Origin of the sequence: Campylobacter sp. US50a (assembly GCF_004379015.1) — a bacterium.
GTDB classification, from domain to species: Bacteria; Campylobacterota; Campylobacteria; order Campylobacterales; family Campylobacteraceae; genus Campylobacter_D; species Campylobacter_D jejuni.
In genome coordinates this window covers 40,619-60,201 of record NZ_RYYJ01000011.1, presented here as the reverse complement: position 1 = coordinate 60,201, position 19,583 = coordinate 40,619, and the positions used below count along the sequence as shown (strand labels likewise).

Sequence of the window (19,583 nt, the reverse complement as noted above, 5' to 3'; positions counted from 1 at the left end):
TATTAGGGTTTTTATGAGTTTTTCTCTATTTTCTTTATTTTCAAAAAACTCAACCCCCCCCCCCCGAGTGAATGCTTCTTTTAAATATTTGTTTTTCATATTATTCCTTTTAATTTGTCGATATAATCACTCCAATATTGCATTAAGAGTTTTCTATCATTTAGTCTTAAGCTTCTATTATAAGTAGCTTTAACATTATTTCTTTCTCGATGATCTAAGCATAACTCTATAACTTCGCTATCTTGCCCATGCAAATTTTTAAATTCATAGAGCAAGGTTGAAGCTGTTGTTCTAAAACCATGAAAAACCATTTCATCCCCAAAGCCTAATCTTTTGATGGCTTGATTTAATGTGTTTTCACTCATAGTTTTGGATTTGCTTATATCACTTGGAAAAACATATTTTGAATTGTGGAATGAAAAAGGTTTGATAAATTCAAACAACTTGATCACGCTTTCACTTAGTGGTACAATAAAATCTTCTCCCCTTTTCATTTTATTTGCAGGTATAATTATCTTTAAATTTTTGAAATCTATTTCACTCCATTCTAAATTTCTGATATTAGCGCTTCGCAAAAACAAATATGGGCTGATTTGCAAGGCTACTTTTGTGAATATATTTCCATTATAATTTTCTATTGCTAATAGTAACTCTTTAAATCTTTCTTCTTTTGTGATAGCTCTAAGATTTTGTTTTTTAGGCGAGCCGTAAAGAGCTTTCATGTCTAAAATTAAAATATTGCTATTTTCTATATATTCTTTATTTATGGCATACATTAACATTTTTTTTAAACCCAAGAAGACTCTTTTTATAGTTTCGAGTTTACCTTCTACATAAAGCTTATCAAGAACAAGAAGTATATCATTTTTGGTAAGTTCATTAATATGTTTGTCTTCGTATTTAGAAATAATATGAGTTTTTAATCTCTTCGATAAATTATAAGAAGTATTATTTTTATAAAAAACTTGACTCCATTCATTAAAAACTTCTTTTAGGGTTTTTGATTTTTGTATATCTTCTTTTTGAATTTGTTCTTTGGGATCAATTTTTTCAGCTAACATATTATTAAAAATATTTGCTTTTTCTCTTGCACTTGACAATGTAGTTGTTGGATATTTTCCTATTTTAATGCTTTGTATTTTTTTATTTAACCTATATCTAATTTAAAGAACCTTTTGCTTCGATATAGAGATTTTTGGTGTACACATCTTTAATGTATGTTCTTTTTTCTACGATTAAATTTTTAAGCTGTTTATCGTTGACAATAACCATTTTATAATATTCCTATGTTAAAAAGTATATGTTATTTTTGAATTTTAAAATTTAACATACACTATAACATATACTTTAAAAATTGTCAATCCTGATAATTTAAGATTATTTAAGATAATTTGAGATTATTTAAAGTATGATTTTATCATATCTTAATTGATAATTTTAGATTACTTAAGATTGCTTGGGATAATTTCAGAAAAGAAATAATGGTGCCCGAGGTCGGACTCGAACCGACACAAGGTTGCCCTTACCAGATTTTGAGTCTGGCGCGTCTACCAGTTTCACCACTCGGGCTCATTTTTAAGATTTAAAGCTAAAATTATACTTTTTTAGACTAAAAAATACTTTAAAAATAAAAAGTATTTTCAAAAAGACGATATAAAATTATGTAATTTAAATTTTTGGAACAGTTGTTGCTTTTGTTTATTAGCAATGTTTGAAAAGATTTTAACTTTAATACTTTAGAGGAAAAAAATGAGAATTACAAATAAACTTAACTTCACAAATAGTGTGAATAATTCTATGGGCGGTCAAAGTGCTTTATATCAGATATCTCAACAACTTGCTTCAGGTTTAAAAATACAAAATTCATATGAAGATGCAAGCATTTATATAGATAATACGCGTCTTGAATATGAAATTAAAACATTAGAACAAGTAAAACAAGCAACAAACAGTGCAAAAGAAATGACTCAAAACAGCATGAAAGCTTTGCAAGATATGGTAAAACTTCTTGAAGATTTTAAAGTTAAAGTAACTCAAGCTGCAAGTGATGGGAACTCTCAAACTTCAAGGGAGGCTATAGCAAAAGAATTAGAACGAATAAAAGAGAGTATAGTTCAGCTTGCAAATACTAGCGTTAATGGTCAGTATCTTTTTGCAGGTTCACAAGTTGCAAATAAACCTTTTGATTCCAATGGTAATTATTATGGAGATAAAAATAATATCAATGTAGTAACTGGAGCTAGAACTGAAAGTCCTTATAATATACCTGGATGGGATTTATTTTTCAAAGCAGATGGAGACTATAAAAAACAAATTACTACTAATATCAGTTTTACAGATAATCGTTATACAGATAAAGATAAACAAGAATATTTAAACGGAGATTCTGCTTGGAAGCAGCTTATCGGGCAAAATTATGTAAAAGATGGAAAATTAGATCCGGATATAGATTTTGAAGATAAAGACCGAAAACTTAATTTTCCACCTTCAACACTCTATGTTCAAGGAACAAAACCAGATGGAACAAGCTTTAAAAGTGCAGTTTTAGTAAAACCAGATGATAAAATAGAAGATGTATTAGAGCAAATTGGCGCACTTTATGGCAACACTGCTAATAATAAAGTTGTAGAAGTAAGCATCAATAATAGTGGTCAAATTCAAATCACAGATTTAAAACAAGGCAATAATAAATTAGACTTTCATGCCGTAGCCTATACTCCACAAATGGACAAAACAGAAAGTTTCAAAGCAATGGAAAAATTTGTTAAGGATAATGATCTTAACATGGATAATGTTACCAATGCTGTTATGCAAGAGGCTATGAAAAATGGTGATATTACCAATCCAACTAGTCCAGTTACTATTAAGTTAACAGGAAAAGATGGAAAAGAGCAAGAGTTTACCTTTAGTTTAGCTCAAACTGATTTTATTAAAAGCAATATGACTGATTCAGCTGGCAACAAAGCCAATGGTGCAGATTATGATAATGTTTATTTTGAAAAAGATGGAAATACTGTTTATGGTAATGTTTCTCAAGTTATTAAAGGAAGTAATGCTTATGCAACTGATTCAACCAAACTTAGCGAGGTAATGGCAGGAAATAGTCTAAATGGTACTACTTTAAATTTAAAAGTCAATTCCAAAGGTGGAAATTCTTACGATGTTACTATAAATTTACAAACTTCAACTGTAAGCTATCCTGATCCTAATAATCCAGGTCAAACCATAAGTTTTCCTATAACCCATACTGATCCTGCAACTGGAAATAGTGGAGTTGTTACAGGATCAAATGATATTACTTATGGTCAAATCAATGATATTATAGGTATGTTTGCCGCAGATAAAATTCCAACCCAAAGCATAACAGCTACAAATGGAAAAGTTGATGCAAATGGTTATAATAGTTTACAACAACTCATGAAAGATTCTCAAGCTACTGTTGATGTAAGCATGGATTATAAAGGTCGCATTAGCGTTACCGATAAGCTATCCTCAGGAACCAACATAGGAATTTCTTTAAGTGATTCTCAAAGTGGACATTTTCCGCAACCACCTTATACCACAACTGCGCAAGTAGAGAATGGTCCAAATTTTAGTTTTAGTGCCAATAATGCTTTAGTTATAGATGAACCAAATGTTGATCTTATAAAAGATTTAGATACTATGATAGATGCGGTTTTAAGTGGTAATATGAGAGCCGATGGAAATTCGGCCGATCCAAGAAATACCGGAATGCAAGGAGCTTTAGAAAGACTCGATCATTTAGCAGATCATATCAGCAAGCTTAATACAACCATGGGAGCTTATCATAATACTATAGATGGTGTCAATACTCGAGTAAATTTCTTAAGCGTAAATGTGCAAAGCATTAAGTCAAATGTTATTGATGTAGATTATGGTGAAGCTATGATGAATTTAATGCAAGTTCAACTTGCATATCAAGCTTCTCTTAAGGCTAGTACAACAATTTCTCAACTTAGCTTATTAAATTATATGTAAAAATTTATGGTATAATTTGGCTTTGATTTTATTTTTAAGGAAAGAATATTAAAAAAGAAGCCATTTTTACCAGCTCTACACTTGTTATTTTTTATATTTGTCTTTGTATGCTAGCACCTAGCATGGGAGAATGGGTTTACAAGGCTAATTTATTTTTATTTGGAGAATTTGGGTATTATTATCCATTTTTTTTACTTGTGTTAAATTATCTTTACTATAGAAAAAATTATAAAATAGAAAATTTTAAGCGTAGAGAGCTTTTTGGTTTTTCTTTGGCCTTTTTTTCTACTTTGCTTTTATTTTCTGTCTTTTATAGAGAGTTTGGGTATATTTTAGAAATTGTATATGGATTTTTTTCTATAATCTTAGGACATACAGGGAGTGGAATTTTTGCTCTTTTACTTTTGCTATTTTCTTTGATCTTATTGTTTCCGAAATTTGCAAAAGAAATTTTAAAAATAGAATTAGATTTTACTTTTTTATTAAAAGTAGAGCAAGCTTTTAAATCTTTACTTATGCGTGTATTTGGCGGAGAAAATGAGAAAGAAGATGTAGGTAAATCAGAACCTATGGCTCCAAAATTAAATATTTTGCAAGATAGTATTTATGAGAATTTACAAATAAATAAAAAAGAAAAAACCAATAACTTAGAACAGATAATCAAAGATTGCAATATCAATGCAAGTAAAAATTCAATTACCACAGCTAAGGAAAACTTTGAAAAACTAAAAAATCAAATTTTAGATGAAACCATAGAGATTGATACACAAAGCTTAAAAGAATCAAGAAGTTTTGTTTATGAGCATTCTCAACAAGTGCGAAATTTCGCACAAAAGGCTAGCAAAATGAGCATTAGTCTTGATGAAGATTTTAATTTTATTTCAGAAGAAGAGGTAGATATGATTCCTGAACGTTTTTTAAAACCTAAAAAACTTGAAGATATAAAGCAAATAGATACAAATAAAAATTTAGATGAGCCAAGTTATAAGCGTAAAAATATTGAAATTCCAGTTTCTAAACAGGAAGTTAAACCAAAAATTTTCACAAAAGAGCTTGAACTTAGAGAGAATTTGATAAAAAAAGAAAAACTAGAACAAGAATACAAAGCCTATCAAAATGAAATTTTAGAAAATAAAGTAAAACAAGAAATTAAAAAATTAGAAGAATATGATGCGATAAATTCAAGCGATATTATAGAAGGGAATAAATACAGTTTTAATAACTCAAAGACAATCAAAACAGAAACAGAAGAATCAAACAAAATAAATGAAAATAAAAATCCAGTTAAAGCAGATAATATCTTTGAATTTACTCCCATTGTAGAAGAGTTAAATCATCCTTATATAGAACCTACTCCTATAAAAAATATAAATGAAATAGTTATAGAAGAAAAAAATACACTCGATTTTATCCAAAATACAGAAATTAAACTCGATAATAAAAAAACAAATGAACAAGAAATTAAACTTCAAAAAGCAGTTTTAGCCAAAGAAATTGCTATTAACCAAGCTTTATTGCGTGAAATAGAGCAGGGCGAAGTAGAAAAACCAAAAGATTTCACCTTGCCACCATTAGATTTTTTAGCTAATCCAAAAGAGCATAGACAAGAAATCAATGAAAGTGAAATAGATAAAAAAATTTATAATCTTCTTGAAAAGTTGCGTCGTTTTAAAATAGGTGGCGATGTTATAAGCACTTATGTTGGTCCTGTGGTAACTACTTTTGAATTTCGTCCTAGCGCAGATGTGAAAGTAAGTCGTATTTTAAATTTACAAGATGATTTAACTATGGCTTTAATGGCAAAATCAATCCGTATTCAAGCTCCAATACCAGGAAAAGATGTTGTAGGCATAGAAGTCCCAAATGATGAAATTCAAACTATTTATCTAAGAGAAATTTTACAAAGCGAAGTTTTTAAAAATGCTAAAAGTCCTTTAACTATAGCTTTGGGCAAAGATATAGTAGGCAATGCTTTTGTAACCGATCTTAAAAAACTTCCGCATTTACTCATCGCAGGAACTACAGGTAGCGGTAAAAGTGTGGGGATAAATTCTATGCTTTTAAGTCTTTTGTATCGTAACTCTCCTAAAACCTTGCGTTTGATGATGATAGATCCTAAGATGCTTGAATTTAGCATTTATAATGATATTCCTCATCTTTTAACTCCTGTTATCACAGATCCAAAAAAAGCGGTCAATGCGCTTTCAAATATGGTAGCTGAAATGGAAAGACGCTATCGTTTAATGGCAGATGCAAAAACCAAAAATATAGAAAATTACAATGAAAAAATGAAAGAATTAGGTAACGAAGAGCTCCCTTTTATTGTAGTAATTATTGATGAACTTGCCGATTTGATGATGACTGCAGGTAAAGATGTAGAATTTTACATAGGAAGACTTGCACAAATGGCAAGAGCAAGTGGAATTCACTTGATTGTAGCTACACAACGACCTTCTGTTGATGTTGTAACAGGACTGATCAAAGCGAATTTACCAAGTAGAATTTCTTATAAAGTAGGGCAAAAAATTGACTCTAAAGTTATTTTAGATGCTATGGGTGCCGAGAGTTTACTTGGAAGAGGGGATTGTTTATTTACTCCTCCTGGAACAAGCTCTATAGTGCGTTTGCATGCGCCTTTTGCAAGCGAATTTGAAATAGAAAAAATCGTGGATTTTCTAAAGGATCAACAAAGTGTAGAATATGATGAAAGCTTTTTAAAAGATCAACAAAGCATGGGTGTTACAACAAATGAAAGCTTTGATGGGGAAGTAGATGAGCTTTATGAAGAAGCTAAAAGAGTAATCTTAGAAGATGGAAAAACAAGCATTTCTTATCTACAACGCCGTTTAAAAATCGGCTATAACCGCTCTGCAAATATTATTGAACAACTTACGCAAAACGGGATTTTAAGCGAACCTGATGCCAAAGGACAAAGGGAAATCTTGTAAGATTTTTCTTGTATTTTTGATATATAAAACTGATTACAAAAGAAGAAATTTAAAAAGCAAAAGCCCAGTAAAAAGGGCTTAAAAATTATTTATCTCTAAGATTTAATTCGGTAATTAACTTACTATAAGAATTATAATCTTTTCTTTTAAGATAAGATAAAAGTCTTTTTCTTTGACCTACAAGTTTTAGAAGTCCTAGTCTTGATGAAAAGTCTTTTTTGTAGATTTTTAAATGTTCTGTAAGTTCTGCAATTCTTGCAGTTAAAAGAGCTACTTGAACTTCTGTTGAACCAGTATCACCTGGTTTTTTAGCGAATTTCGCAACTATTTCTGCTTTTTTGGCCGAATCCAAAGCCATGATAGACCTCCTGATTGGTAAAATAATAAAATTAAAGAACTGTAATTTTATCTTAAAAAGCAAAAAATAAACTGAATTTATCCTTTTTAGAAGGTTTTGTCAAAATTTAAGTCTTTTTCTAAGAATTATTTATTATAATTACAGCTATTTCTATAGTTATAATAAGGAGAATCTGTGCTATTTACCAAAGCTAGCGAATACGCTTTACTTTCTTTAATTTATATTTCTCAAAAAGAAACACCTCAAGATGTAGATTCTTTAGCTTTAGAGCTTGATATTCCCAAAAGTTTTTTAGCTAAAATTTTACAAACTTTAGCTAAAGATGGTTTGTTAAAATCCTTTAAAGGGGCAAAAGGTGGTTTTGTTTTAATCAAAGAACCAAATCAATATACTATAAAAGAAATTGTTAATAGTGCTGAAAAAAAGGATATCAGTGTATTTGAATGCAGTGGTGGTACTTGTCCAAATAATAAAGAAAAAAATTGCACCTTAATGCCTATGTTAGTAAATTTACAAAATAAAGTAGATGAATTTTTAGATTCTATTACTTTAGAAGATATTATGAAAAATAATGGCAAAAAATAAAATAGTCGATTTAGTTTTTCCTTTTTTGGGGCCTTTAATTGCTCCTGTTTTAAAAGCTAAAAGCTTAACTATTGTTGGTTTTTTAGTTTGTATTTTAGCTATTATCATAGTTCCTTTACCAAGTCCTATTTTGGACTTTTTCTTAGCTTTAAGTATAGCTTTATCAGTATTAATTATTTTAATTTCTATTTATATACCTAAACCGACAGATTTAACAACTTTTCCAACTTTAATCTTGATTATTACTTTATTTAGACTTTCTTTAAATATAGCTACTACAAGGATGATTTTAAGCGAAGGGCAAAACGGCCCTGAAGCTGTGAGTGAGATTATAGCAGCATTTGGAGAATTTGTTGTTGGTGGAAATATGGTCATTGGTGTGATTGTATTTTGTATCTTAGTATTAATTAATTTCATGGTTGTAACAAAAGGTAGTACAAGGGTTTCTGAAGTACAAGCAAGATTTACACTTGATGCAATGCCGGGTAAACAAATGGCTATTGACGCGGATTTAAATGCGGGACTTATCGATGAACAAACCGCTAGAGCAAGACGTCAAGAAGTTATTGCTGAGGCAAACTTCTATGGTGCAATGGATGGTTCTTCTAAATTTATCAAAGGAGATGCTGTTGCAGGAATTATCATAACTATTATAAATATCATAGGTGGTTTTTTAATAGGATCTTTTCAGCACGATATGGCTTTAAGTGATGCTGCATCTACCTATACTATTTTAACCATAGGTGATGGACTTGTATCGCAAATTCCAGGGCTTATTACTTCTACTGCAACCGCTATAATTATCACTCGTGCAAGCAAAGATGAGGAAAATTTTGCAGAAGGAACTTTAACTCAACTTTTAAGTGAATATCGCACGCTTTTAATAGTAGGTTTTGTACTTTTTATCTTTGCGTTAGTGCCTGGTTTGCCAACTTTATCCTTGGGCTTTATGGCTTTAGTTTTTTTAAGTCTTGGCTATCTTACCAAGCAGGTTAAGGAAGGTAAAATTGATATAACCACAGTTAAAAAAAGCAAACCAAGTGCTGCAGCTGCATCTCAAAGTGGAGCAGGTGGGACAACGGCAGCGCCTGCTAAGAAAAGCGAAGAAGAAATTCTCAAAGAAGAAGAGCACAAGATTAACGACATACTCAAAGTTGAAATTTTAGAACTTGAACTTGGATACGGACTTATTAAGCTTGCTGAAAACGAACTTACAGAAAGAATTCGCTCAATGAGAAGAAGCATTGCTGAAAGTTTAGGATTTTTAATGCCAAAAATAAGAATAAGAGATAATTTAAGACTTAAACCAAATGAGTATAGTTTTAAACTCAAGGGCGTGTCTATAGCAAGTGCTGAAATTTATCCGGATAAATATTTAGCCATGGATAGTGGTTTTATCACGGAAGAGATAGAAGGGATTGCTACAAAAGAACCCGCTTTTAACTCTGATGCACTTTGGATTGATGCGAATTTAAAAGATGAAGCAACATTAAATGGCTATATAGTAATAGATCCTGCAAGTGTTATTTCAACACATATGAGCGAACTTATCAAAGCACACGCAAGCGAACTTCTTACACGCCAAGAGGTGCAAAATCTTCTTGATAAGGTTAAAAATGATTACCCAATCATCGTAGAAGGCGCTTTAGGTGTTGCACCTGTAAGTCTTATTCAAAAAATTCTCAAAGACTTGCTTAAGCATCATATACCAATTAAAGATATGCTTACTATTTTAGAATCTGTAAGCGATATAGCAGAAGTAAGCAAGAGTTTTGATATGATTATTGAACATGTAAGAGCGTCTTTAGCTAGGATGATTACAAATATGTATTTAGATGATAAAGGAAATTTGGATATTTTTATCTTAGACTCTGCTAGCTCTGCAGTGTTAATGGAAAATGTACAATTTAGAGATGGAAGTTATCACTTGCCTTTAAGCGTAGCTCAAACAGGCACTTTAGTAGATACTCTAAGGGCTGAAGTTGCCGCAGTAGCAAATGGTCGTATCAAGCCTTTTATACTTTGCGTTGAACCGCAACTTAGAAAATTTATTGCTGATATTTGTTATAATTTTAGCATTAATATAGTAGTGTTAAGTTTTGCAGAAATTGCAGAAAATACAAATTTTAATACCGAGGGTATTATTAGGATAGAACTTTAAGGAATATAATGAAAATTTATCATCTTTCACACACAGATCTTGATGGTTATGCTTGTCAATTTGTAGTAAATTTTTATTTTAAAAATGTGAAATTTTATAATTCTAATTATGGTAAAGAAATTAATGAAAATTTTAACTCTATTATAGGCGATATAGAAAAAGATGAAAATTTCGGAAAAGCTATTATTCTAATAACAGATTTAAATTTAAATTTAAATCAATGCGAAGAATTTGATAAAATTTGTAAAGAGAAAAATATTAAAATTTTTCTTCTTGATCATCATCAGAGTGGCGAAGAATGTGCTCAAAAATATTCTTGGTATTTACTTGATTCTAAAAGATGTGCAACTAAAATCGTTTATGATTTTTTCTCTAAAATCTGCACCCCAGTTTTAAAACTTTCAAAATTTGTTGATGTAGTTAATGCTGTTGATATTTGGCTAAGCGAGGATGAAAATTTTGAACTTGGAAAGGTTTTTTTAGGCTTGATTGCCAATGCAAAAGAAATAAATCGCGTGATGTTTAAAGAATCGCAAATTGATTATATGTTTTTCTTGCTTGATAAGGCTTGGAAATTTATAGGAAAAGAAAATGCGAATATTTTACTCGATAATGCTACTCATTTTATAAAAAAGGATTATTTTGCCAGAAAAAATGATGATACTCTTTCTAATTTAATTTCTTATTTTGTAGTTGAAAAACTAAGTGAGCTAAAAGAAAATTTCAGTATAGAATATGAAGGCCATAAAGGCATCTTAACTTCAAATATAGGCAATACTTCTGTTATTGGAAATGATTTTTTAGTAAAAAATCCTGATTATGACTTTTTTATTGATGTTAGTTCTAGAAAAACCTTAAGTTTTCGTGCAAATGGAAAAATAGATGTAAGTTTAATGGCTAAAAATTTAGTAGGTGGTGGTGGACATAAAAATGCTAGTGGTGGACTTTTTGCGACATTTAAAGATGGAGCAAATTATAATCATATTAAGGCTCAAATTATTGATTTAATTAAAAGCAAAGAACTTAAAAAGGAAAACAATGAATCAAAACAATAATAAAACCTTAAAAAATGAACTAGAAGATTTACAATATGAACTTAACATAGTTTTAGAAGCTATGCTTTTATACGCTGGAGTTAAAAGAGAAAAATTAGAAAATGCAATAGAAGCTTATATCGATAATATAGATAATGTGCTCGAAAATTCGAACAAAGAAGGGGTTGATGAAATTTTAGAAGTCGTGGAATTTCTAAAAAATAAATACAAAGATTTTTTTCAATGAAAAAGTGTATTTTATTTTTTTTTAGTTTATATTCTTTAAGTTTTGCTAATATTTACGAAAAATTAAATGATTTTGCTTATGAAAAAAAACCGAACAAAGATTTTAAGATTCAAGAAGTTAAATTAGTACAATTTTCACAAGAAAATAAAGATTGCCTTGAGCTTTTAATAGAAGCTGGTCAAGTTAGAATTTTAAATAGCTATAACTCTTGTCAAAAATTATCTAAAGATAAAAGTTTTCAAAAATTTCTTAATGAAGATTTTTTAAAACTTTATAAAAATAATGGATACTTGATTAATGAAAATTTACAAAATTTGAAAAATACCATGCAAGATATTATGATATATTATAAACTCCGATATTCTTTTAGTAAAGACGTAAAAGATATGAGTAAAGATAAGAATTTGGATGTTTTAAATATAGATGAAAAAGATGGTGGTACTTTGCTTTATAAAATCAACAATCAAGCTTGCGTTGGAATAGAACTTACAAGACATGACTCAAGAATGGCTATGAAAATATACGGAATAGAAAATTTGGATAAAGAGTGCAAACTATTTATCCAATCGCCTTCTTTTAAAGATCTTTCTTACACAAAAAAAGATTTTAAGTGGTATTATTTAGAATAAACAAATGCTTTAATTTTTAAATAAAAATTTTTAAAAATCGCACTTAAAGTAAAAGTATCTTGCCTTCCAAGATTTTGAAAAACGCAGTTATCTAAGTCTTTTTTTTCTTGAATGCTTAAATTTTTCATTAAACCAACCTCTAAAAATATTGCAAACTTCAATTTTATCAAAAAAACTTTATTTTTATTTTAAAGTTTTAATTATAAGGCAAATAAATATTGTTTTAAGAATTTGAAGTTTTTTATTGAAATATTATTAACTTTTATTGACTTTTTTGAAGCAAAGTTATATACTGAATTCGAATTAGACAAATTTAAGGAGGAAAAATGATGAATAAATTTTCTATAGTTTTAACTTTGTTGTTATGTGGAAGTTGTGCTTTAGCCTTAGATCCAAATTTGGAAAAAACTAAGAGTGCAACAGGTATTGATCTACCTACTGCCAAATGGAATTTACCTAAGGCTTTAAATGAAGATGGTACCATAGATGAAACTAAAATGCCAAAAAATTCAGAATATAGCAAAATGGTTATTTTGGGAAATAAAATTCTTAATGAAACAAGCAAATATGTAGGTCCACAGGCCAAAGATCCTAAAAAAAGATTTGCGGGAAATAATCTTTCCTGTTCAAGTTGCCATGCTAATGGTGGAAGTGTACAAAATCAATCAGGTTTTGTAGGAATTTGGGCAAGATTTCCACAATATAATGCCAGAGGAGATAAAGTAATTACCTTAGCAGATAGGATCAATGGCTGTTTTGAACGCTCTATGAATGGCAAAAGAATGCCTAGTGATGCGCCTGAAATGAAAGCCATGCTAACTTATATGCAATGGTTATCTCAAGGAGTTCCAGTAGGAGCTAAGATAGAAGGGCAGGGGCTTAAGAAGATAGATTTCATCTCGAGAGCAGCTGATCCTAAAAAAGGTAAAGCAATTTATATGGATAAATGTGCCGTTTGTCATCAAGAAAATGGATTAGGGCTTAAAAATGAGGATAGTGCAGGCGCGTATTATCTTTATCCACCACTTTGGGGCAATGATAGCTATAATACAGGAGCTGGAATGTATCGTCTTATCAAAGCTGCTTCTTATATTAAAGAAAATATGCCTCAAGGTGCGCCTGACTTAAGTCTTGAAGATGCTTATGATGTAGCAGCTTACATGAATTCACAAGCTCGTCCTATTAAAGCAAATAGAGATAAAGACTTTCCAGATAGAAAGGTTAAGCCTTTAGATATGGATGTAGGACCTTATGATGATAGCTTTTCTACAACCCAACATCGCTATGGACCTTATACAAATATGATCAAAAAATAATTTTAAGGCAATTTTTATTGCCTTAAAAAATTTATTATTTCATATTGCTTAATTTTTTAACTAGATCTTCTAAATCTTGCATCGAATTGATTGCACTTGGGTTAATTTGATATTTTCCATTAACAACAAAAGCAGGGGTGCCATAGGTTTTAGCTATATCATTAGCTCTTTGAAACTCGCTTAAAATTTCTTTAGCTTTTGGGGTATTTAAAAAATTTAATACTTCATTTTTATTTACATTCATAGCCTTTAAACCTATGTCGTAAAATTCATCTAAATTCGAAAAATTTCTTTGCTTGTTTAAAAAATAAGAAACAAAATAAACATCAGCAAGTTTATGAGATAAACTATCAGAATAACTCGCGTCTTTACCATTTTGCTCATCTTTGTATTGAGCAAAGGCAAAAAGATCATTCATTTCTTTGGAAAAATCTCCATTCATTAAACTTACAGGATAGAGTTTAAAATGTAAATTTGGAAAAGCTTCTCTTAGTTTTTCAAGGGTTCCAAATTTATGATGATTATAACAATGTATACATTTATAAGAAAATGCTTCTATTACACTATTTTCGGAGTTGGGTAAATTTGGATTAAGAGTAATAAAACTATTATTTGCTAACGCAAAACTTGAGCAAAATACAAGCGCTAAAACAAATTTGCAAAAAAAATTACGCATACTATATCCTTGATTAAATAAAATTTTCAAAGATAATTTTATTTAAAAAAAATAAATAAGCCCAAATTTATTTTTGGGCTTATTGTTTTATTTTTTAGGATTGAATGCTTGATCAACACTAAAAGGCATTGCTTGATAACCCGTGCCTGAACCGCTAAATTGAATTTGAACCGAAGGTTCCTTAGCGCCCCAGTTAAATTCATCAATTTCAGGTTTTGGTTCCCCAAGACTTACACCTTTGCTAAGATCAAAAGCCATTCCAGCTGTTGCGCTATAAACCATAATAGAATCTTTATCTGGTTCATATTGAGTTAAAGAAGTTACAGGAGAAAACCATTCATTTCCACGATTTTTACCATATTCCCAAATTTGTTCCACGGTTTTATTTTGCTGATCGATTTTATAAATTACAGCACGAGAATATTTTTGACTTGCAAATGCAGGTTGTTCAGCTCCTCTTGCATCACCATTATCAAAAACACTTATATAGATATAACGCTTGTTTGATTTACTATCAATTCTCCAGCCTGTATACTGTGTCCAAGTGAAATCAAATCCACCATTTTCATTTTCATAACCTGGGCATTTGCTATAATCATCATCGCAAACAATTTTTTTGCCATTTTTTTATCTACAGGCTACAAATAACCATTATCCATGATAATAACAGTCAAAGGAGCAATCCATTAAAAGTGCCATGCAAAGAGTTTTGCTAAGTCTCATGATAAATCCTTTAAAATTATTTAAGCCATCCTAAAATAGCTTAATAAAATTTTTAATAATACGCAACAAAAATAATTTGTTGCGTATTTTAAGAGCATCTTAAAACGACTTGATTTAAATGATTTAAACTAGCTATATTTTGATTTGAATTTTTTGGTTCGCCTATAAATTTAAGTACCAAAACCAAAATAACAATCGCCAATGCAAAAATTTTAGCATTAGGTTTATTTTTATCTAAAACATAGGCTATAAACATTGTAAAAAGCACAATAAAGCAACATAAAAATGCTATAAGACAGGAAATTGCCATATTCATAAACTTTAAACTAGGTATCAAATACCAACCATTACTATAAAGCCCATTTTCAAAATCAGGTGGAGTTCCTATAAAAAATTTTTGAAAAGTATTAAGATGATTATAAGCATTCTCTGGAACTACGGGGGTATCCATCCCACATTCTCCTGCTGGCAAAAACCAACTAGGAGCCCATTCATGTAAAGGTAAATTAAATGGATAAATAGGAATTTCACGACATCCATCTACACCTGCAAAAGGATTTTCAGAATGAACCACTTCATGGATATGATTTAAAGTTAGACAATGCTCCAAGCCAAGCCAAATTCCATAAAAAGCTAAGCTATAAGAAAAAATTTTTATAATATTATTTGTAGGATTGATTAGTGCAACCATACCACCTATAGCCATAACAAGCATATCGAATCTTATATACACACATTGTTCGCAAGGTTCCATAAAAAGATATTCTTGAAATAAAAAATGTGCTATACAGGTAAGTCCTATAGTAACTATGATCAAAATCAACCAAGGTTTACGTGTATCTTGCCATTTGGAAATATTAATTACAAAATTATTTCTCATTAGTCTTTTGCCTATTTCATTAGTATTAAATTTCTAAAGCAAATTTTAACCAAAAAAATATTAATCAAGAATAGGGGATTAAAAAATTGAATGCACAAGTTATCATTTTTATATATATTTTGATAATAATATAAAATAATTTAATTTTTAAATATTCTTTATAGTTTTCAATAAAAGTAAAATATAATTTTAATTTACAAAATAAAATTATCAATTTTTTACATTATATTTTGTGGATAAATTTATTTCACTCAAAAGGTAAAATCATAAAAGTATGTAAAAATAGTAGCTTAATCTATATCAAAGTAGAATAATCTAGGTATATATAAAAAAGTTTGAAAATTATAGTTTTCAATACAAAATTATAAATTTTACATATTTTTACCTTTTATCATATCTTTTTATGATTGATATAAGATTTATTTAATAAAAATATTTCAATCTTTTTGCCTTGTATATAAAAACAAACTTTTTCCTAAAAAAGCTTTTTTTTACTAAGTTAATACTAAAATACCTTTTATAGTTAAAAAGCTAAAATTTTAGATTTAGGAAAAGTTTTTATGAAATACCCTTTAGATTGTGAAGAAAATTTTGAAAAATCATTCTTATTTTGGCTAGCAAAATATGTAAAATTTAAACTCAACTCACTATCCAATAAAGAATTAAAAAATCCACAAGCTTTAGCAGAAGTTAATTTTGCTCTTACAAAAGGTGTAAAAAACATTGAAGAACTTGACGCTCTAGCAAAAAAAGCAAGAAATGCTGGTTTAAGTGGAGTTAATACTTATTTTAATCCTTTAAAAAAAGTATTTGAATATTTAAATTTTTACAAGCTTTACTCTTTAAAACAGATTGATGAAGAACTCATTGTAGAAGTTTTAGCAAGTATAACAGGTGCTTTATCAGATGCAAGTAAAAAAAATTACCGTATTGCTGTGATTAATTTTTTTGATTTTTTAGGCAAGCAAAACGAAGAAGATGAAAAAGCACATATTTTCGATATCAATCTTAAAAATTGGGCAGGTATAGCAGGTTCTAAAGGGGTAAAATTACCCGAATTTATGAGCGAAGAGGAGCTTAAAAAATTTCTTGATGCTATTGAAAATGCAGATTTTAAAAACAATACCATACGCAATAAACTTATTATTAAAATCATCATTTTTACAGGCATACGGGTAAGCGAAGCTATCAATATCAAAATGGGTGATATTAGTGAAGAAAACGATCTTTATATCATAAGAATAAGAGCTAAAGGCAATAAATATCGCGTTGTAATGATAAAAAAAGAACTTATTTACGATTTGCTTAAAAATGTAAGTATTAATTATATGAGTAAAGACGCCCTACTTTTTGTCAATAAAAAAGGCACTCCACTGACTCAATCTTATGTCAGTCGCATAGTAGAACAGCTTTTATTTCGTGCAGGAATTCGCAAGCAAAAAAATGGTGCTCATATGTTGCGTCATACTTTTGCCACCCTGCTTTATAAAAAGCAAAAAGATTTAGTTTTAGTCCAAGAAGCTTTAGGACATGCGAGTTTAAATACCTCAAGAATTTATACTCATTTTGATAATGATAAATTAAAACTTGCCGCACAGGTTGCAAAGGAATTAAGTGACTCTTGAAGACTACGCTGTTTTTGGTAAATATTTTTACCATGATTTAAAACACACTTTAAAAGCCTTTAACCACAAAGAAAGTAAAAAATGCTTTAAATTTATAGAAAAATATAAAAATGATTTTTATATTTTAATGCTTGCTGATTATGAGCTATATAGATATTTTCAAGATAAAAATTTCACAAGCAAAAAAGCTTATTTGTCGGTATTTGCTTTTAAAAAAAGAAAAAAATTTCAAAAAGAATATATTGATGAAGAAAAATTTATTCCTGAATTTATAAATTTTTTAGATCAAGATAATTACAAAGAAAATTTCATCAAGGTTAAAGAGGCAATCTCCAAAGGAAGAGTTTATCAAATCAACCTCACTCAAAATTTTAAATTTCATAGCAAAATGGATTCTTTCGAACTTTTTAAACTTTTGCTTTCTAGACAAGATACCGAATTTAAAACTTTTATAAAAGATGGAGCAAGAGAAATTTTGTCCTTCTCTCCTGAACTTTTCTTCAAAACCAAAAAAAGAAAAATATTTACAAAACCTATGAAAGGCACAATTAAGCGTGATAAAGATCCTATAAAAGATGAAGAAAATAAAATTTTCTTGCAAAATGATACAAAAAATCTAAGTGAAAATGTTATGATTTGTGATCTTTTGCGTAATGATCTTTCAAAAATCATCACAAAAAAAAGCTTAAAAACCAAACTTTTTGAAATTCAAAGCCACCCTACTTTACATCAAATGACTTCAAGCGTACAAGGAAAACTTAAAAAAAATATTTCTTTATATCAAATTTTTAAAGCTCTCTTTCCTTGCGGTTCTATTACAGGTGCTCCAAAGCTTGAAAGTATTAAATTTATTAAAGAATTAGAACAAAGAGAGCGTGGTATTTACTGCGGAACCATAGGTTTAATACACAAAAATAAAAATAAATTTAGCGTAGCCATACGCACCTTAGAAAAACAAGATGAAATTTATACTTATAGCACGGGTAGTGGCTTGGTTTGGGACTCAAATTTCAAAGATGAATTTGAAGAATTAAAACTTAAAAGCGCGATCTTAAATCCTTGTGATTTTCATCTTTTTGAAACCATGTATTTTAAAAATTCTCAAATTTTATTTTTAAAAGAGCATTTATTAAGGCTTATAAATTCAGCTCTTAAATTTAATTTTAATACTCACAAGCTCTTTAAAGATTTTTATAATATTTTAAATCAAAAAAGTTCTTATAAAGAATATCAAAATTTTACACTTTTTAAACTCGATGAAAAAATTTTTCACAAAAAACACTCTTTATTTTATCATTTTCCCCTACCCTTTAAAAATCCACATAAAGAAGGAATTTTAAAACTGATTTTATATAAAGACGGAAGATACGAATTCCAACAAAGCGCCTTAAAACAAAATTCAAACGATATTTTGCTTTTAAGTGATGATAAAATCAACTCAAAAAGTGACAATCTCTATCACAAAAGCTCTTTACGTACTTTTTATAATCAACACTCATACAAATGGCATCAAAACTTGTGTTACGACATAGCTTTTTTTAACGAAAAAGATGAACTTTGTGAAGGCTCAAGAACCAATCTCATCTTAGAAAAAAACGCTCAGTTTTATACTCCACAAATTCAAAGCGGTATGTTAAATGGAGTATATAGAAATTTCTTAATCAATCTTGGTTTGATAAAAGAAAAAACATTATTTAAGCAAGATTTATTTGAAGCAGAAAATATTTATTGTATTAATTCCGTGCGTGGTTTAAAAAAGGTAAAATTACAATGAAGAAAATTTTATTTATAGATAATTATGATTCTTTTAGTTACACCATCATCTATTATCTTAAAGAACTTGGTTTTGAATGTAAAGTGATAAAAAATGACGCCTTTAAAAAAGCTAAAGAATTAGAAAAATTTGATTTCACTCATCTTATTATCTCTCCTGGCCCTCATTCTCCTAAGGAATCTAAATTAAGCCTAAAAGTAATCAAATATTTTAAAAAAAATAAAAAAATTTTAGGTATATGTTTAGGACATCAGTGTATAGCTGAAATTTTTGGCGGTAGTGTTTCTAAAATGCAAAATCCTACGCATGGTAAAATTTCTAAACTTTATTTTAAAAAAGATCCTATTTTTAAGGGTATTAAAAAAGAAATTGAAATTTGCTTATATCATTCTTTGTATATCAGTTCTATGCCTAAAAAATGCAAAATTTTAGCTCATAATTCAGAAAATATCATTATGGCAATTAAACATAAAAAATATCCTATTTATGGATTGCAATTTCACCCTGAAGCAGTTTTAACGCAAAAAGGCAAAAAAATACTTAAAAATTTTATGAAACTTTAAACTTTTTTGCATTTAAAATATAAATATGAAAATCTAAAATAAAATATCCTTAAAATAATTATCAT

General features: G+C 29.0%; 15 protein-coding genes, 1 tRNA gene and 2 pseudogenes. 11 read left to right on the top strand and 7 right to left on the bottom strand.

Going from position 1 to position 19,583, the window contains the following annotated elements; all coding sequences use genetic code 11:
* Window positions 1–95: 95 nt before the first annotated feature.
* Both ELQ11_RS07930 and ELQ11_RS07925 read right to left on the bottom strand, forming a co-directional pair.
* Entirely contained in the window at window positions 96–1,061 is a 966-nt protein-coding gene (locus tag ELQ11_RS07930; RefSeq protein WP_243833540.1) for a site-specific integrase, read from the bottom strand.
* A 421-nt stretch (window positions 1,062–1,482) separates the two neighbouring features.
* Window positions 1,483–1,569: transfer RNA gene (locus ELQ11_RS07925), tRNA-Leu, on the bottom strand.
* Window positions 1,570–1,749: 180 nt separating this feature from the next.
* Between ELQ11_RS07925 and flgL the strand changes: the two genes are divergently transcribed.
* Window positions 1,750–3,999: a flagellar hook-associated protein FlgL gene (flgL, locus tag ELQ11_RS07920; RefSeq protein WP_134225234.1), complete on the top strand. Its 2,250-nt coding sequence runs from the start codon at window positions 1,750–1,752 to the stop codon at window positions 3,997–3,999.
* A gap of 107 nt (window positions 4,000–4,106) precedes the next feature.
* Complete coding sequence (locus ELQ11_RS07915) at window positions 4,107–6,947, top strand: DNA translocase FtsK (protein ID WP_044779241.1); 2,841 nt, start codon at window positions 4,107–4,109, stop codon at window positions 6,945–6,947.
* A gap of 85 nt (window positions 6,948–7,032) precedes the next feature.
* Here the strand turns inward: ELQ11_RS07915 and rpsO are convergent, their stop codons facing one another.
* Window positions 7,033–7,305: a 30S ribosomal protein S15 gene (gene rpsO / locus ELQ11_RS07910; protein WP_002852579.1), complete on the bottom strand. Its 273-nt coding sequence runs from the start codon at window positions 7,303–7,305 to the stop codon at window positions 7,033–7,035.
* A 174-nt stretch (window positions 7,306–7,479) separates the two neighbouring features.
* Between rpsO and ELQ11_RS07905 the strand changes: the two genes are divergently transcribed.
* Genes ELQ11_RS07905 through ELQ11_RS07885 form a run of 5 tightly spaced genes read left to right on the top strand, consistent with a single transcriptional unit; the run spans window position 7,480 to window position 11,961 of the window.
* Window positions 7,480–7,890 carry an RrF2 family transcriptional regulator gene (locus ELQ11_RS07905; protein WP_052950063.1) on the top strand — a complete coding sequence of 137 codons (411 nt, stop codon included), beginning with the start codon at window positions 7,480–7,482 and terminating at the stop codon, window positions 7,888–7,890.
* Window positions 7,877–10,051, top strand: a complete 2,175-nt coding sequence (gene flhA, locus ELQ11_RS07900) for a flagellar biosynthesis protein FlhA (RefSeq protein WP_002852599.1) — start codon at window positions 7,877–7,879, stop codon at window positions 10,049–10,051. Before ELQ11_RS07905 ends, flhA begins: the two co-directional genes overlap by 14 nt.
* Before the next feature lie 8 nt (window positions 10,052–10,059).
* Window positions 10,060–11,106, top strand: a complete 1,047-nt coding sequence (locus tag ELQ11_RS07895; protein WP_044779242.1) for a DHH family phosphoesterase — start codon at window positions 10,060–10,062, stop codon at window positions 11,104–11,106.
* The gene (locus tag ELQ11_RS07890; RefSeq protein WP_070242824.1) at window positions 11,090–11,332 is read left to right on the top strand and encodes a hypothetical protein; all 243 of its coding nucleotides are present in this window, start codon (window positions 11,090–11,092) and stop codon (window positions 11,330–11,332) included. The genes ELQ11_RS07895 and ELQ11_RS07890 overlap by 17 nt, the downstream gene beginning before the upstream one ends.
* The gene (locus ELQ11_RS07885; protein WP_002861507.1) at window positions 11,329–11,961 is read left to right on the top strand and encodes a hypothetical protein; all 633 of its coding nucleotides are present in this window, start codon (window positions 11,329–11,331) and stop codon (window positions 11,959–11,961) included. Before ELQ11_RS07890 ends, ELQ11_RS07885 begins: the two co-directional genes overlap by 4 nt.
* Here the strand turns inward: ELQ11_RS07885 and ELQ11_RS09920 are convergent.
* Window positions 11,939–12,089, bottom strand: a pseudogene (locus ELQ11_RS09920) (hypothetical protein). The gene ELQ11_RS07885 and the pseudogene ELQ11_RS09920 overlap by 23 nt on opposite strands.
* A 201-nt stretch (window positions 12,090–12,290) precedes the next feature.
* On the opposite strand from ELQ11_RS09920, the gene ELQ11_RS07880 reads away from it, so the two are divergent.
* Complete coding sequence (locus tag ELQ11_RS07880) at window positions 12,291–13,277, top strand: c-type cytochrome (RefSeq protein ID WP_044779283.1); 987 nt, start codon at window positions 12,291–12,293, stop codon at window positions 13,275–13,277.
* 34 nt (window positions 13,278–13,311) lie between these two features.
* Here the strand turns inward: ELQ11_RS07880 and ELQ11_RS07875 are convergent, their stop codons facing one another.
* From ELQ11_RS07875 to dsbI, 3 genes and pseudogenes are all read right to left on the bottom strand, one after another.
* Window positions 13,312–13,953 (bottom strand): thiol:disulfide interchange protein DsbA/DsbL, encoded by a 642-nt coding sequence (locus tag ELQ11_RS07875; protein WP_044779244.1) that lies wholly within the window; start codon window positions 13,951–13,953, stop codon window positions 13,312–13,314.
* Between the two features lie 87 nt (window positions 13,954–14,040).
* Window positions 14,041–14,580: pseudogene (locus ELQ11_RS07870) on the bottom strand (aryl-sulfate sulfotransferase); the annotation flags it as partial.
* 184 nt (window positions 14,581–14,764) lie between these two features.
* Window positions 14,765–15,556, bottom strand: a complete 792-nt coding sequence (gene dsbI / locus ELQ11_RS07865; protein WP_044779246.1) for a protein-disulfide oxidoreductase DsbI — start codon at window positions 15,554–15,556, stop codon at window positions 14,765–14,767.
* A gap of 560 nt (window positions 15,557–16,116) precedes the next feature.
* Here dsbI and ELQ11_RS07860 point away from each other — a divergent pair.
* The 3 genes from ELQ11_RS07860 to ELQ11_RS07850 are packed head-to-tail and all read left to right on the top strand — an operon-like array spanning window position 16,117 to window position 19,518.
* Entirely contained in the window at window positions 16,117–17,181 is a 1,065-nt protein-coding gene (locus ELQ11_RS07860) for a tyrosine-type recombinase/integrase (protein ID WP_126229096.1), read from the top strand.
* The gene (locus tag ELQ11_RS07855) at window positions 17,171–18,955 is read left to right on the top strand and encodes a bifunctional anthranilate synthase component I family protein/aminotransferase class IV (RefSeq protein ID WP_070261307.1); all 1,785 of its coding nucleotides are present in this window, start codon (window positions 17,171–17,173) and stop codon (window positions 18,953–18,955) included. Before ELQ11_RS07860 ends, ELQ11_RS07855 begins: the two co-directional genes overlap by 11 nt.
* Window positions 18,952–19,518 carry an aminodeoxychorismate/anthranilate synthase component II gene (locus ELQ11_RS07850; protein WP_044779249.1) on the top strand — a complete coding sequence of 189 codons (567 nt, stop codon included), beginning with the start codon at window positions 18,952–18,954 and terminating at the stop codon, window positions 19,516–19,518. Before ELQ11_RS07855 ends, ELQ11_RS07850 begins: the two co-directional genes overlap by 4 nt.
* Window positions 19,519–19,583: the final 65 nt, after the last annotated feature.

Excerpts from the sequence above, each read along its gene's own strand:
- ELQ11_RS07930 (WP_243833540.1), bottom strand. The coding sequence starts at position 1,061 with ATGTTAGCTGAAAAAATTGATCCCAAAGAACAAATTCAAAAAGAAGAT.
- flgL (WP_134225234.1), top strand. The coding sequence starts at position 1,750 with ATGAGAATTACAAATAAACTTAACTTCACAAATAGTGTGAATAATTCT.
- ELQ11_RS07915 (WP_044779241.1), top strand. The coding sequence starts at position 4,107 with ATGCTAGCACCTAGCATGGGAGAATGGGTTTACAAGGCTAATTTATTT.
- rpsO (WP_002852579.1), bottom strand. The coding sequence starts at position 7,305 with ATGGCTTTGGATTCGGCCAAAAAAGCAGAAATAGTTGCGAAATTCGCT.
- flhA (WP_002852599.1), top strand. The coding sequence starts at position 7,877 with ATGGCAAAAAATAAAATAGTCGATTTAGTTTTTCCTTTTTTGGGGCCT.
- ELQ11_RS07895 (WP_044779242.1), top strand. The coding sequence starts at position 10,060 with ATGAAAATTTATCATCTTTCACACACAGATCTTGATGGTTATGCTTGT.
- ELQ11_RS07890 (WP_070242824.1), top strand. The coding sequence starts at position 11,090 with ATGAATCAAAACAATAATAAAACCTTAAAAAATGAACTAGAAGATTTA.
- ELQ11_RS07885 (WP_002861507.1), top strand. The coding sequence starts at position 11,329 with ATGAAAAAGTGTATTTTATTTTTTTTTAGTTTATATTCTTTAAGTTTT.
- ELQ11_RS07880 (WP_044779283.1), top strand. The coding sequence starts at position 12,291 with ATGAATAAATTTTCTATAGTTTTAACTTTGTTGTTATGTGGAAGTTGT.
- ELQ11_RS07875 (WP_044779244.1), bottom strand. The coding sequence starts at position 13,953 with ATGCGTAATTTTTTTTGCAAATTTGTTTTAGCGCTTGTATTTTGCTCA.
- dsbI (WP_044779246.1), bottom strand. The coding sequence starts at position 15,556 with ATGAGAAATAATTTTGTAATTAATATTTCCAAATGGCAAGATACACGT.
- ELQ11_RS07860 (WP_126229096.1), top strand. The coding sequence starts at position 16,117 with ATGAAATACCCTTTAGATTGTGAAGAAAATTTTGAAAAATCATTCTTA.
- ELQ11_RS07850 (WP_044779249.1), top strand. The coding sequence starts at position 18,952 with ATGAAGAAAATTTTATTTATAGATAATTATGATTCTTTTAGTTACACC.